This window comes from Chryseobacterium sp. MA9, assembly GCF_024399315.1.
In the GTDB taxonomy this organism is placed as follows: domain Bacteria; phylum Bacteroidota; class Bacteroidia; order Flavobacteriales; family Weeksellaceae; genus Chryseobacterium.
Map to the genome: position 1 here is coordinate 4122074 of NZ_CP075170.1, position 12321 is coordinate 4134394.

A 12321-nucleotide genomic window follows, 5' to 3' on the forward strand; every position below is an offset into this window, starting at 1 on the left:
GAATAGTTATTGAATGCTTGGCATTCTCCTCTTCCGGAGGGGTGGCAAAAATTCAAAGAATTTTTGACGGGGTGGTTCTATACCCAAAGCATTACTTCACATTATATTTCCTATATCCATTTATTAATCTAAAAATTCCCCTGAAACATAATACCAGCGTTCATGCATTTTCTGAAAAACCGAAAACTCATGATGAACTTGAGGATGGCCATCCTGATCTGTATAATAAGCTTTAAACTCTACCTGATTTAGAGCAGGAGTACGGATGATTTCCAGTTTTGTCCATTGGTTAATTTCTCCCCATTCCTGAAGGTCTTTCTTGTTATGGTATTTTCTTTTTCCGGGAAGTGTAGTCTCCATGAGATATTCACCATTTGAGATGGCAAAAGCAGAGAACCTTGAACGCATCAGAGCTTCAGCAGTAGGAGCATATTTTTCTCCGGTGTGATAAGGTTTGCAGCATTCTTCGTAGGATTTTCCTGAACAGCAGGGACAGTCCATATATTGTATTTTAAATTTTTTTGAACTGCAAAAATAATGAAATTCAATAGGAACGGGCTTTAACCCGTTAAAAAATAAACAAAGAAAAATCCATCAGCTTTAGCCAAAACACAGAAAATCTTACCTCTTGCAGATTGAGTGTGGGGTAAGGTCTATATAAAAAAGAAGCATTCTGATTAAAGAATGCTTCCCATTGATTTATTTAATAAAACCTCTGTTTCTTAATAAAGGTTTGATATCCGGATCGTGTCCTGTAAAGTCTCTGAATGCCTGGTTCAGGTCTACAGAATTTCCAACGGAAAGAATATATTTTCTGAAACGGTCACCATTTTCCCTGGTTAACCCTCCATTCTTACTGATCCATTCCCATGCATCATTATCCAATGTCTCAGACCATAAATAAGCATAGTATCCTGCGGAATATCCACCTCCCCAAATGTGCGCAAAATAAGGAGTATGATATCTTGGCGGAACCGTTGCTAAATTAAATCCATGGCTTGTTAGAGATTGCTTTTCAAAATCAAGAACAGGAATAAACTGGCTGTCGTTGCTTACTGTATGCCAATCCATATCAAGCTCGGCAGCAGAAACCAATTCAGTAGTCATGTATCCCTGATTGAAAGTAGATGCTTTTTTGATCTTGTCTACCAAAGCCTGCGGTATAGGTTGTTTAGTCTCATAATGTACAGCATAATTCTTCAGAACCACAGGATCTAAAGCCCAGTGCTCATTGATCTGAGATGGGAATTCTACAAAGTCTCTTGGTACATTTGTTCCTGAAAGAGAAGGATATTTCTGGCTCGCAAACATCCCGTGAATAGAGTGGCCAAATTCATGGAAGATAGTTGAAACATCATCATAGCTTATTAATGAAGGTTTCCCAGGAGCTGGTTTCTGATAGTTGTAGCAGTTTACAATTACAGGTTTGGTTCCTAATAAATAAGACTGTTCAACAAAATTACTCATCCATGCTCCACCATTTTTAGAATCTCTTGTATAGAAATCCAGGTAGTAAATCGCGATAGATTTTCCATCATGATCAAAAACTTCGTAAGTTACTACATCAGGATGATAAACCGGAAGATCTGTTCTCTTTTTGAAAGTCAGTCCGTAGAATTTTTCGGCAGCGAAGAAAACGCCTTTTTCAAGAACTGTTGTGATTTCAAAGTAAGGTTTTATTTCACTTTCATCAAGATCAAACTTAGCTTTTCTTACCTGTTCAGCATAGAAGTTCCAGTCCCAAGGCTCTACTTTGAAACCTCCTTTTTGCTGATCAATAAGATCCTGGATATCTTTGGCCTCACGTCTGGCTGTTTTCACTGCCGGAGTTGCAATCTGGTTCATCAGATTAGTAGCGGCTTCAGGGGTTTTTGCCATTTGGTCTTGAAGTTTCCATTCAGCAAAATTTTTCTTTCCTAAAATCTGAGCTTTTTTCAATCTCAGTTTAGCCAGTTTTTCAATGGTTGATCTCGTATCGTTGGCATCTCCTTTTTCAGCTCTTGTCCATGAAGCTTTGAACAGCTTTTCTCTGGTAGCTCTGTTTTTTAAGTTTTGTAAAAGGGGTTGCTGTGTTGTATTTTGTAAAGCCAGAAGATATTTTCCGGGCTGTCCTGCCGTTTTAGCATCAGCTGCCGCCGCTGCAATTTCATCAGCAGAAAGTCCGTCCAGTTCTTTTGCATCAGAGAAAAATACTCCGCCTTGCTTTCTCGCTTCCAATAATTTGTTGGCATATTGTGTAGAAAGAGAAGCCAGTTCCTGGTTGATCTGCTTTAGTTTTTCTTTATCAGCTGCAGAAAGATTCGCTCCTGCAATTTCAAAATTCTGCTTATAATATTGTACAAGTCTTTTGCTTTCAGAATCAAGACCATCTTCTTTGATGGCTTGTATTCTTTTATAAAGATTTTCATTCAGGTACAGTTTATCAGAATGAGCTGCAAAAATAGGTGCAAATTCTTCATCCAAAGCCTGTAAAGTAGGGTTTGTGTTCGCACTTGTAAGATTAGAGAATACAATCTGTGCTCTTCTCAAGACTTCACCACTTTTTTCCAGTGCAACGATTGTATTTTCAAAAGTAGGGGCAGCCGGATTGTTGGCAATTTTTACAATTTCAGCTTCATGCTGCTTCAAACCATATTCAAAAGCAGGTTTGAAGTGCTCATTTTTGATTTTGTCAAATTCCGGAGCTTCGTATTGAAGCTTGCTTTTCTTCATAAAAGGGTTTGAAGATAAAGAGGGATCAGGTGCAGGAAGCTCCTGTTGAATATCGGTCTGTTTCATTGTAGTACAAGATTGATTGAACGCCAAGGCAGAAATTAATAATACCGATGAAATATTCTTCATAAATATAGTTGTTATTAAAGCATAAAGATATTAAAAACTTGTATCATAGGATCTATTTTGGCAGAGGTATTTACTGAAACCGTTTTGTGAGTGATTTTAAAATGAATAAGTTAGGCATTGCAGGGTGCATTAAGTTCTTTCTGAAAAATCTGGATTGCAGACAATTGCAGTATTTTTAAATGTAATGTAATATTTTTTATAAATTAGTTGTTATTTAATTAAAGAAATCAACAAAAATAATTGACAAAAGAAATAACATGAAAACAAAGACTTTATTTATTTTTTCAGCCTTAGCGGCCTTAGCCTCATGTAATGATAAACATGAGAACAGAAACAGAGATAGAGATGAAGACAGAAGTAACTGGGTAGAGAAAGTAGTGACCAAAGAAAGCGGCCCGATACAGCATAAAGAATTTAACGGAGATTTTGATGAGATTCAGGTTTCTCAGGCGATAGAAGCTGAAATCATAAAATCTGAAACAGAAAAAGTAGAAATCTCAGCACCTCAAAGTATCATCAATGAAATTCTTGTAGATAATGACGGCGGAAAACTGCATATTCATTATAAACCTGGTATCAGAGTGATGAATATCAGCAAAGTGACTGCAAAAATTTATACAAAAGACTTTAATAAACTTCTGGCTGATTCAGCTGCGAGGATTATCATAAAAGATAAATTTACTCAGGAGAAAACAGATGTGGAAGCATCAAGTGCAGGCAGCATTTCCGGAGATCTGGAAGCTAATGATATGGATATTAACATAAGCAGCAGCAGCTACGATGGTAAAATATGGGCCGTTAACCTTGATATTGAATCTTCATCAGGGTCTACTCTGGATATTTCCGGAAAAGCGAAAAAGGTCGATATCAGCGCATCTTCAGGCAGTAGTGTTTCAGCTAAAGGGGTTATCGCTGATAATGTAGAAGCAGATGCTTCCAGTGGTGCAAACATTCAGATCAGCGCTGTTTCCAGTGTGAAAGCAGGCGCTTCATCCGGTGGAAGTGTGGATATCTCGAAAAAAGGAGAACTTAAGAGTGTAATTAAGGATGAAAGCAGTGGCGGAAGCGTAAACATCCAATAAACTAATCCTGGGATTCCTCTTCGTCTTCTTCATCGGTGGATGAGGATCCTTCCCAATTTTTATTATCAAAATTAAGATTATCATAAGCCAATAAATCCTCCTCCCGCTGGAGGATTTCTTTTGTGGTAAACAGCGTAATATCATCATCATTTTCCTTCATTTTGGCCAGCTTTCTGATGGATGCCTTATCAATAGCCATAAACCTTTGCCCCATACGCCTCGCAGCATATTTCCTCATTCCTGTTTCATGAAGTACATCCACAGCCATGTCTACTGCTGTTCCTAATGTCTCACGGTAGATATGATTGACCCCGCTGTTAAGATAATCATAAGCGTCAATCCTGTTTTTCGCTCTTACAAAAATTTTCACCTCAGGATAATGTTCACGTACCAGCTCTGCAATGAATTTGTTATCATCCGGATCATCCAGACATAAAACCAAAATTTCCGCATCTTCAATTCCTGCAGCTCTTAAAATGGGAATTCTGGTAGCATCGCCATAATATACTTTAAAACCATAGCTTCTGAGCAGTTTTACACGGTCAGAATCACGGTCCAAAACAGTAGCTGATATTTTATTGGCCTTTAAAAGGCGTCCCACTGTGCTTCCAAAGTGCCCAAAACCTACAATAATGATCTTCTTTTGAATAACATCACTACCAAGAATGTTATAATCATGTTCTTCTTCGGGAATTTCTTTGATGAATTTCGGAGTAATGAACTTCTCATTAATGATTAAAAGAATTGGAGTGATACACATGGTAATTGCAGTAACTGCCATCATTTGAGCATTCATTTCAGGTCCTAAAAGATAAAGATCCGATGCATAATTGAGCAGTACAAATGCAAATTCTCCTACCTGAGACAGGGCAAATGCATAAAAAAAACTCTGAGGAGTATCTATCCTGAAAAACTTTCCAATAGTGTATAGAACAACAAATTTTACAGCCAGTACAGCGAAGACAGTACTGAAGATAAATAATGGATCTTTCTGAATAACATTAAAATTGATAGTTGATCCTACACTAACGAAGAAAACGGCTAACAGCAGTCCTTTGAAAGGATCGATCTGCGCTTCCAGCTCATGGCGAAACTCACTGTTGGCAAGCATTACCCCTGCAAGGAAAGCTCCCAGTGCCGGAGAAAGACCAATAACAACCATCAGCTCCGAAACCCCAATAACAAGGAATAGGGAAGAGGCTGTCAACAGTTCTGTCATCCCCGATTTTGAAACATAGCGTAAAAAAGGAACAAAGACATACCTGCCTAGTAAAATAAGCAGGACAACTCCAAAAATTACAGTCCCGGCCTGAAGCCACTCCGGCAGCTTTTGGATGAGGATCTGAATTTCATTATCATGATGCTTGGCTTTATAGTTCGCTACAATAGGCAGTATTGCCAAAATAGGGATTACCGAAATATCCTGAAACAGTAAGGTAGAGAATGAGGCTTCTCCTGCTGTGGTTTTGAGATTATTCTTTTCCTGCAATGTCTGCAGAACAATTGCCGTTGAAGATAATGCAAAACACATGGCAATAGTAATTGCTTTATCTACCCTCCAGCCTACACTGATGAATACTAAGAAAAGTAATAAAATAGTGAGTGCCATCTGAGAAAGTCCCAAGCCCATTATTTTCTTTCGCATTTCCCAGAATTTTCGGGGCTCGAGTTCCAGTCCTACCAGAAATAATAACATGATGACTCCAAACTCGCTGGCATGCATGATGTCATTGACATTGTTTCCTGTAAGTTTAAGCACATAAGGTCCTATAATAATTCCCCCTAAAATATAGCCGATTACAGAGCTTAACCCCAATTTCCTGGCCAATGGAACCATAATAATAGCTACACCCAGGAAAATTAATGTGTTCATCGCTAAGCTGGATTCCATAGATTATTGATTGAGGAGTTCTGTAAATTCTTTTTTATGCAGGATAATTTCTTTTTTAGACAGCTTATTGGCTTCGTACACGATCTTGATATGCTTGATATCGGCTTTGAAAACCTTTAAAGAAACAATGAGCCCGCTGATCAGCTCATCTATGGTGTATTGATAGGTGCCGGTTTTGCTGAATGATCTTTCTTTTCCGCCGGTGGTTACCAGTATATAGACTTCTTTTCCTTCCAGGGGATTGTACTCACCCTCTTTCAGCCAGTCTCTGTCGAAAACTTCATCAATCCATAATCTGAGAAGAGGGGGCATTCCAAACCATATCAGGGGAAACTGGAAAACAAAGCGTTCGTAATTTTTAAGACGCTTTCTTTCTCTGAAAGCTGCAATATGAAAGTCAGGATATTCTTCGTAAAGATCTCTTAGGGTATAATGCTGGTGGCGAACGTAGAAATTGATGAGCTCTACATTCGAATTGGAGTGCTCCAGGTAAGGGTGTGCAAATACTACCAGCGTCTTCTTCATAATCCTGTTTTCAGTAAATATAGTGAAAAATATTAAATTAAAGTTGGTTTTTTAACGCTTTTGTTAATTTTTTAATACGAAAAAATCAATTTAACATTAAGAAAAGTTAAATAATCTATGTTATTTTAGGTTTTTAATAAAAAATCAGGTCGTGATGACCTGATCTGTTATATATTCTGAAAATGATTGACTGATTTACCATCCGCCAGATGCACCACCGCCTCCAAAACTTCCGCCACCGCCAAAGCCTCCGAATCCGCCACCGCCGCCGGAACTTCCACCGCCAAAGCCACCTCCTCCAAAGCTGCCAGGGAATGGGAAGAAACCACCGGGATAATTTCTACGTCCTCTTCTTGTAATGATCACATCATCGTCGTCGTCATTATTTCCACCACGTCCGCCTCCTCTGTTACCGAAAAGTATGGCAATAATGATGAAAATAATAAAAGCGATAATAAGAACTTTAAAAGCGCTTCCATTACCAGAAGGAGCCGTTGTTGCTACAGGTTTGAATTTCCCCTGAACAGCCTCCATAATAGCTGAGGTTCCCCCATTGATTCCATCGTACCAAAGCCCTTTCTTAAAATTAGGCGTGACAATATAATCTAAAATCTGTCCTGCTACTGAAGCGGTAAGGTATTGTTCTACAGCACGACCTTGCTGGATAGACATTGTTCTGTCTTCCGTTGCGATAAGAAAAACCACACCGTTATCCACCCCTTTTTTTCCGATTTTCCATTTCTGCCCAAACATGGTTGCCAGAAAGTTGATATCCTCTCCTTTGGTAGAGCGGATGATCACTACTTCAATTTCCGTTGAGGTAGTATCTGCAAACTTGATCAGTTTATTATTAAGGGCATCTTTTTCCTGCTGAGAAAGCAGATTGGCTTCATCAAAAACAGGATAAAGAACGGCAGGTTTTTCGGGAATAGTGTATTGTGCTGATACAAAAGTGTAAAAGCAAAGCAATAAAAATGAAAATACTATTTTAAGAGAACGTAATTTCATTTGAGAGTTGGTTTGGATTTTCTCCTTCCACAGGAAAATGTTTTTTGAGTTCAAGTCCTGTTTCCAGGATAGCACTTTTCAGTGCCTGGTAATAATGTCCTTTGGCAAATTCAGCAGTAATATAGTCGTGAAGATGATCCCAGTAAGACTGTTTTACCTTTTCATGGATTCCGATATCTCCAATGATAGTCAGATATTTTTGCTCGAAATTGACATGAAAAAGCACAGCATTCCTTTCAGCGGTTTTATCCATATCGAGTTTTTTGAAAACCTCAAATGCCGTCTTAGCATCACGGCTATCCGTATTGGAATCAATATGTACCCTGATCTCTCCCGTAGAATGATCTTCCGCAGACTGAATCGCTTCCACTAGGGAAGCGATCTGTTGATTTGTTAGGAAATTACCCATTATTTATTTGAATACTTCAGGGGCTTTCTGAGCTCCTGCATCAGCTTTGAAATAAGGTTTTTCTTTAAAGTTGGTAAAATTCGCCAAAATATTATTTGGGAAAGTCTTGATAGAGGTGTTGTAATCCTGCGCAGCTTCGTTGTAATAAACAGTTTCTGTTCTGATGCTGTTTTCAATAGCGGTATATTCTCTTTGGAAGTTGATATACTGCTGGTCTGCTTTTAAGTTAGGATAAGACTCTACTACAGCCATCAATCGGCTCAATGCTCCGGATAGCTCACCCTGTGCTGCCTGAAACTTAGCAATATCAGCCTCAGTCATGTTTGTAGGGTCAATATTGATAGAAGTAGCTTTAGAACGTGCTTCCACAACTTGCGTCAAAGTTTCCTGTTCAAATTTTGAATAAGATTTTACAGTTCTTTCCAGGTTAGGAATAAGGTTCGCTCTTTTCTGATACACAGTCTCTACGTTTGACCATTTTGTGTTGACTGTCTGTTCTTTGGTTACGAAATTATTATATCCGCTTTTTCCCCAGAAGAATAGAACAGCAACAATGATAAGTAGGGCAATACCAATTGTTCCGGCGCCCAAACATCCTTTATTTTTCATAGTTTATTTTTTTAAATTTTTTGTGCTAACCAAATATACAAATTATGTGCTAATTTTGTAAAAAATTATTTGAATGACAACAATAGTGGTGGCAATGGGAGAGAAAAATGAAATTGGTTTTGATAATCAGTTGCTTTGGCATCTTCCTAAAGATTTAAAACATTTTAAAGATATTACTTCAGGACATCCGATTATAATGGGAAGAAAAACATATGAAAGTATTGGGAAACCTCTTCCGAACCGTACCAATATTGTTGTGTCAAGAAAAAAAGACTGGTTTGAGGAAGGAATCCTTATTGTAGGAAGCATTAAGGAAGCATTGAAGTTTGCTAAAAAGATTGATGATGAAGTTTTTGTTATCGGTGGAGGAAACATCTATGAACAGACTATAGAAGCTGTAGACAGGCTTGAGGTTACTTTGGTGAAAGCAGATCTTGAAGCAGATACATTCTTTCCGAAAATAGATCCGAAAATCTGGAAAAAAACAAACGAAATCTGTCATGATAAAGATGAAAAGAATGGCTATGATTTCTGCTTCCAGACGTTTGAAAGAATTAAGAGTGAATAGTTATAGGAATTCTAGCCTCTAACTTCTAGCTTCTAATCTCTAATTTATTTATCTTTGCACTTCTAAAATTTAATAATGAATAAGTACATAAAAATTGCAATAGCAGCACTTCTTATCCTGGCAGGACTTTATCTGATGATTTTCACAAGAAATCTTGGATGGGGTATTGTTGTTTTTCTCTTAGCTGCAATCCCGATCTTATTATTTTTTAAAAATGAATATATCCTGTTGGCATTCTGGCAACTGAGAAAACAAAATATGGAAAAAGCCGGCGAGTGGTTGTCAAAAATAACTGATTACAAAGGACAGCTTCATAAAACTCAATATGGATATTTTCACTATTTATTAGGATTGACACAAGCTCAGGATCACCCGGCAAAAGTAGAACCTTTCATGAAAAAAGCTTTGGAATATGGTTTGAATATGAAACACGACAGAGCGATGGCTACTTTAAATCTTGCAGCAGCAGCTATTTCTAAAGGAAGAAAACAGGAAGGGCAGAAATTATTGGAAGAAGCCAAAAGATTAGACAGTGCCGGAATGATGACTGATCAGATCAAAATGATGAAAGATCAGCTGAAGATGCCAACCATGCAGAAGCATATGCATAACCCGAATATGAGAAATAGAGGAAAATTCTTCTAGTCAGAAAAAAATAAAATCAAAAGCACCTGAAAAGGTGCTTTTTTTATATCTGTGAAAATATATTTTACATTTCTGAGTTCTGATCATAACCATAAAATTTAGGTATCTGCCAATGGTACTTTACAGCAAATGTTCGAATGGCAACAATCAGTATAATGGTGAAAACCTGTACAAAAGTATAAGAAAGCGGCGTGTATTTGGTCATCAGGAGAAATGCAGCTCCTCCCACAATACATGCTGTAGCATAAATTTCCTTTCTGAAAATCAAAGGAATCCTGTTGAGCAATATATCCCGGATAATCCCTCCGAAACAACCTGTTATGGTTCCTAATGCAATACAGATCATAGGATGTATACCTGCGTTTAAACCTTTCTGAACTCCGATAATGGTAAATAATCCAAGGCCAAAGCTGTCGAAGATAAATAAGGTTACTTTAAAGTTTTTCTCAAGAGATTTGAATATCATTGAAAAAATGCTGGTCACCAGGATCAGGGTACACATCAGAATATCATGCATCCAGAATACCGGAATATCAAGCAAAAGATCTCTTACAGTTCCGCCTCCCACAGAAGTTACAAATGCAATAATAAGCACTCCGAACGGATCAAGCCGTTTTTGCATGGCTGCAAAACTTCCCGACATGGAAAAAGCAATGGTCCCCAGGACTTCTATGGCAAAATTGAACTGTTCGTGCATATATTATGAGTATGAATGATAAGTAATGAGCAATGAATAATAAAAATTATGCCATTTAAATTTGAGAAAGTTTAAACTTATATTTAGTCATAACCTTTACAAGTTCTTCACATTCTGCTTTTAAATGTAGAATTTTTTCCGGATTTTTATATTCTAATTCTTCAATAATTTCAAGCTAAAGTTGAGTTTCATCAATTTCTTCGACTACTATGGGCATCTTAGCAAATTTTTCTTTTTCGGATCTCGTTCTGGATACTGCTTGGTAATTAGCAGCTACAGAAGTGGCTGATCGAATAATTTGTTTCCTTATTATTGAAATATCGTCCGAATAGGATAATGAAGAAAGTGTTTTAATGATAGCAATAGAAAAACTTTTCGTTCTTTCTCTGAAAATCTGGTTCAAATCTATCCTATCAAAATGATTTATTACTTATTGCTCATTACTCATTACTTATATATTTATCTCTCCACTCTCACTGAGTCCGGAACCATCAGTTCATACTCACCGCCGTGGGTGATAATTTCTCTTACGATGCTGCTGCTGATGAAAGATTTTCCAGAAGAGGTCAGTAAGAATACCGTTTCCAGTTTTTTGTGGGCTAAAGTTCTGTTGGTATGGGCAATCGCTTTTTCAAATTCAAAATCGGCAGGGTTTCTTAATCCTCTGATAATGTATTGAGCATTTTTTTCAAAACAGTAGTCTACCGTTAAGCCTTCAAATGAATCTACTTCCACATTGGGAAATTCTGCTACGGAATTCTGGATAAATTCCATTCTTTTTTCAAGAGGGAACATATATTTCTTCTGAGAATTCTGCCCTATGGCGATGATTAATTTATCAAATAGCGGGGCTGCTCTTTCTATAATATCGTAATGTCCTAGTGTAATCGGGTCAAATGACCCTGGGAAAACAGCAATTTTCATGTTGTACGAGTTATAATTTTGATTAGTGAATTATCTGTTATAGACCTTGAATTAGCTTCTAACATCTAATTTCTAACTTCTATTTTATTTATTTAAAGCTTTTTCAACTTCATTTCCACAAAGATCCATAATGGAAATTCCATAGTGTCTTGCCTGTTGTGGGAGAATACTTGCAGGAGAGAATCCCGGATTGGTATTCATTTCAAGCATGTAAGGAATTCCATTCATTAAAATATATTCGCTTCTTGAAAAACCGCTCATTCCTAATGAATCGTATGCTCTTTTAGCAATTTCTTCCACTCTTTTTGTGGTTTCATCATCAATTCTTGCTGGTGTAATTTCTTCAGAAGCACCCTCATACTTTGCTTCATAATCGAAAAACTCATTGGTAGGAACAATTTCTGTGATTCCTAAAACGATGGTTTCTCCTTTAAAATCAATAACTCCTACAGAAACTTCCATACCGTCCAGGAAACTTTCAATCAGAATTTCATTATCTTCCTTGAATGCAATTTCAGTAGCGGCAATAAGTTCAGATTTTTCCTTTACTTTAGAGATTCCCAGAGAAGATCCGGACTGGTTAGGTTTTACAAATAATGGAAGATTTAATTCTGATACAATCTCATCCACATTGATTTCCTCACCTTTTCTTAAATAGATGCTTTTCGCGGAAGGAATTCCATACTTTGATAGTACGGCAAGAGTATCTTTTTTATTGAAAGTAAGAGCACTCTGGTAAAAATCACATCCTGTATATTTTTGACCTATTGCATCCCAGTATGCCTGAAGAATTCCGTTTTCTCCCGGAGTTCCATGGATGATATTGAAGCAGACATCAAACTTGAAGGTTTCTCCATTATCTAATGTTACAGAAAAATCACCCCTGTTGATCTCGTATTTTTTATCATTTTCTCCTAAAAAATACCATTCATCTTTAAGGACTACTACTTTATATACATCATAGAGATTTCTGTCTAAAGAATCATAAATCAATTGTCCGCTTTTTAAAGAAACGACATATTCATCAGAATAGCCTCCCATTACTACGGCAACACTTTTTTTGTTCATAACCATATAGTATCAATTAAGGCAAATTTAAACATTTTATGTAATGCAATATGG

14 protein-coding genes are annotated in these 12321 nt (G+C 37.2%); 3 read left to right on the plus strand and 11 right to left on the minus strand.

Going from position 1 to position 12321, the window contains the following annotated elements:
* Positions 1–123: 123 nt before the first annotated feature.
* A complete protein-coding gene (locus KIK00_RS18805; protein ID WP_255813838.1) occupies positions 124–501 on the minus strand; it encodes a YchJ family protein in 378 nt (125 codons plus the stop codon).
* A gap of 198 nt (positions 502–699) precedes the next feature.
* Positions 700–2841 (minus strand): M3 family metallopeptidase, encoded by a 2142-nt coding sequence (locus tag KIK00_RS18810; RefSeq protein WP_255813839.1) that lies wholly within the window; start codon positions 2839–2841, stop codon positions 700–702.
* A gap of 257 nt (positions 2842–3098) precedes the next feature.
* Here KIK00_RS18810 and KIK00_RS18815 point away from each other — a divergent pair, with 257 nt between their 5' ends.
* Positions 3099–3923, plus strand: coding sequence for a GIN domain-containing protein (locus KIK00_RS18815; protein ID WP_255813840.1), 825 nt, complete (start codon positions 3099–3101; stop codon positions 3921–3923).
* A gap of 1 nt (position 3924) precedes the next feature.
* On the opposite strand, the gene KIK00_RS18820 is transcribed toward KIK00_RS18815, so the two are convergent.
* The 5 genes from KIK00_RS18820 to KIK00_RS18840 form a co-directional block, all read right to left on the minus strand.
* The gene (locus tag KIK00_RS18820; protein ID WP_255813841.1) at positions 3925–5814 is read right to left on the minus strand and encodes a monovalent cation:proton antiporter-2 (CPA2) family protein; all 1890 of its coding nucleotides are present in this window, start codon (positions 5812–5814) and stop codon (positions 3925–3927) included.
* A 3-nt stretch (positions 5815–5817) separates the two neighbouring features.
* Entirely contained in the window at positions 5818–6339 is a 522-nt protein-coding gene (locus tag KIK00_RS18825; RefSeq protein WP_255813842.1) for an NAD(P)H-dependent oxidoreductase, read from the minus strand.
* Positions 6340–6534: 195 nt separating this feature from the next.
* Positions 6535–7347: a YgcG family protein gene (locus tag KIK00_RS18830; protein WP_255813843.1), complete on the minus strand. Its 813-nt coding sequence runs from the start codon at positions 7345–7347 to the stop codon at positions 6535–6537.
* Positions 7328–7756, minus strand: coding sequence for a TPM domain-containing protein (locus tag KIK00_RS18835; RefSeq protein ID WP_185097844.1), 429 nt, complete (start codon positions 7754–7756; stop codon positions 7328–7330). The genes KIK00_RS18830 and KIK00_RS18835 overlap by 20 nt, the downstream gene beginning before the upstream one ends.
* Before the next feature lie 3 nt (positions 7757–7759).
* Positions 7760–8365, minus strand: coding sequence for a LemA family protein (locus KIK00_RS18840; protein ID WP_047377718.1), 606 nt, complete (start codon positions 8363–8365; stop codon positions 7760–7762).
* Positions 8366–8438: 73 nt separating this feature from the next.
* On the opposite strand from KIK00_RS18840, the gene KIK00_RS18845 reads away from it, so the two are divergent.
* On the plus strand, positions 8439–8933 hold the full coding sequence (locus tag KIK00_RS18845) for a dihydrofolate reductase (protein WP_255813844.1): 495 nt from the start codon (positions 8439–8441) through the stop codon (positions 8931–8933).
* Between the two features lie 75 nt (positions 8934–9008).
* Positions 9009–9578 carry a DUF2892 domain-containing protein gene (locus KIK00_RS18850; protein WP_149388540.1) on the plus strand — a complete coding sequence of 190 codons (570 nt, stop codon included), beginning with the start codon at positions 9009–9011 and terminating at the stop codon, positions 9576–9578.
* Positions 9579–9642: 64 nt separating this feature from the next.
* Here the strand turns inward: KIK00_RS18850 and KIK00_RS18855 are convergent, their stop codons facing one another.
* The 4 genes from KIK00_RS18855 to KIK00_RS18870 all read right to left on the minus strand — a co-directional run bounded on the left by KIK00_RS18855 (position 9643) and on the right by KIK00_RS18870 (position 12267).
* Positions 9643–10275, minus strand: coding sequence for a trimeric intracellular cation channel family protein (locus KIK00_RS18855; RefSeq protein WP_255813845.1), 633 nt, complete (start codon positions 10273–10275; stop codon positions 9643–9645).
* 175 nt (positions 10276–10450) lie between these two features.
* Positions 10451–10678, minus strand: a complete 228-nt coding sequence (locus KIK00_RS18860) for a four helix bundle protein (protein WP_255813846.1) — start codon at positions 10676–10678, stop codon at positions 10451–10453.
* A gap of 56 nt (positions 10679–10734) precedes the next feature.
* The gene (gene coaD, locus KIK00_RS18865) at positions 10735–11199 is read right to left on the minus strand and encodes a pantetheine-phosphate adenylyltransferase (protein WP_047098871.1); all 465 of its coding nucleotides are present in this window, start codon (positions 11197–11199) and stop codon (positions 10735–10737) included.
* Positions 11200–11283: 84 nt separating this feature from the next.
* Positions 11284–12267 (minus strand): D-alanine--D-alanine ligase, encoded by a 984-nt coding sequence (locus KIK00_RS18870; protein ID WP_255813847.1) that lies wholly within the window; start codon positions 12265–12267, stop codon positions 11284–11286.
* Positions 12268–12321 lie beyond the last annotated feature (54 nt).

What these genes read in the sequence shown, in the direction of transcription:
- KIK00_RS18835 (WP_185097844.1), bottom strand. Translation starts at nt 7,756, where the DNA reads ATGGGTAATTTCCTAACAAATCAACAGATCGCTTCCCTAGTGGAAGCG.
- KIK00_RS18840 (WP_047377718.1), bottom strand. Translation starts at nt 8,365, where the DNA reads ATGAAAAATAAAGGATGTTTGGGCGCCGGAACAATTGGTATTGCCCTA.
- KIK00_RS18845 (WP_255813844.1), top strand. Translation starts at nt 8,439, where the DNA reads ATGACAACAATAGTGGTGGCAATGGGAGAGAAAAATGAAATTGGTTTT.
- KIK00_RS18805 (WP_255813838.1), bottom strand. Translation starts at nt 501, where the DNA reads ATGGACTGTCCCTGCTGTTCAGGAAAATCCTACGAAGAATGCTGCAAA.
- KIK00_RS18815 (WP_255813840.1), top strand. Translation starts at nt 3,099, where the DNA reads ATGAAAACAAAGACTTTATTTATTTTTTCAGCCTTAGCGGCCTTAGCC.
- KIK00_RS18820 (WP_255813841.1), bottom strand. Translation starts at nt 5,814, where the DNA reads ATGGAATCCAGCTTAGCGATGAACACATTAATTTTCCTGGGTGTAGCT.
- KIK00_RS18825 (WP_255813842.1), bottom strand. Translation starts at nt 6,339, where the DNA reads ATGAAGAAGACGCTGGTAGTATTTGCACACCCTTACCTGGAGCACTCC.
- KIK00_RS18855 (WP_255813845.1), bottom strand. Translation starts at nt 10,275, where the DNA reads ATGCACGAACAGTTCAATTTTGCCATAGAAGTCCTGGGGACCATTGCT.
- KIK00_RS18850 (WP_149388540.1), top strand. Translation starts at nt 9,009, where the DNA reads ATGAATAAGTACATAAAAATTGCAATAGCAGCACTTCTTATCCTGGCA.
- KIK00_RS18830 (WP_255813843.1), bottom strand. Translation starts at nt 7,347, where the DNA reads ATGAAATTACGTTCTCTTAAAATAGTATTTTCATTTTTATTGCTTTGC.
- KIK00_RS18870 (WP_255813847.1), bottom strand. Translation starts at nt 12,267, where the DNA reads ATGAACAAAAAAAGTGTTGCCGTAGTAATGGGAGGCTATTCTGATGAA.
- KIK00_RS18810 (WP_255813839.1), bottom strand. Translation starts at nt 2,841, where the DNA reads ATGAAGAATATTTCATCGGTATTATTAATTTCTGCCTTGGCGTTCAAT.
- coaD (WP_047098871.1), bottom strand. Translation starts at nt 11,199, where the DNA reads ATGAAAATTGCTGTTTTCCCAGGGTCATTTGACCCGATTACACTAGGA.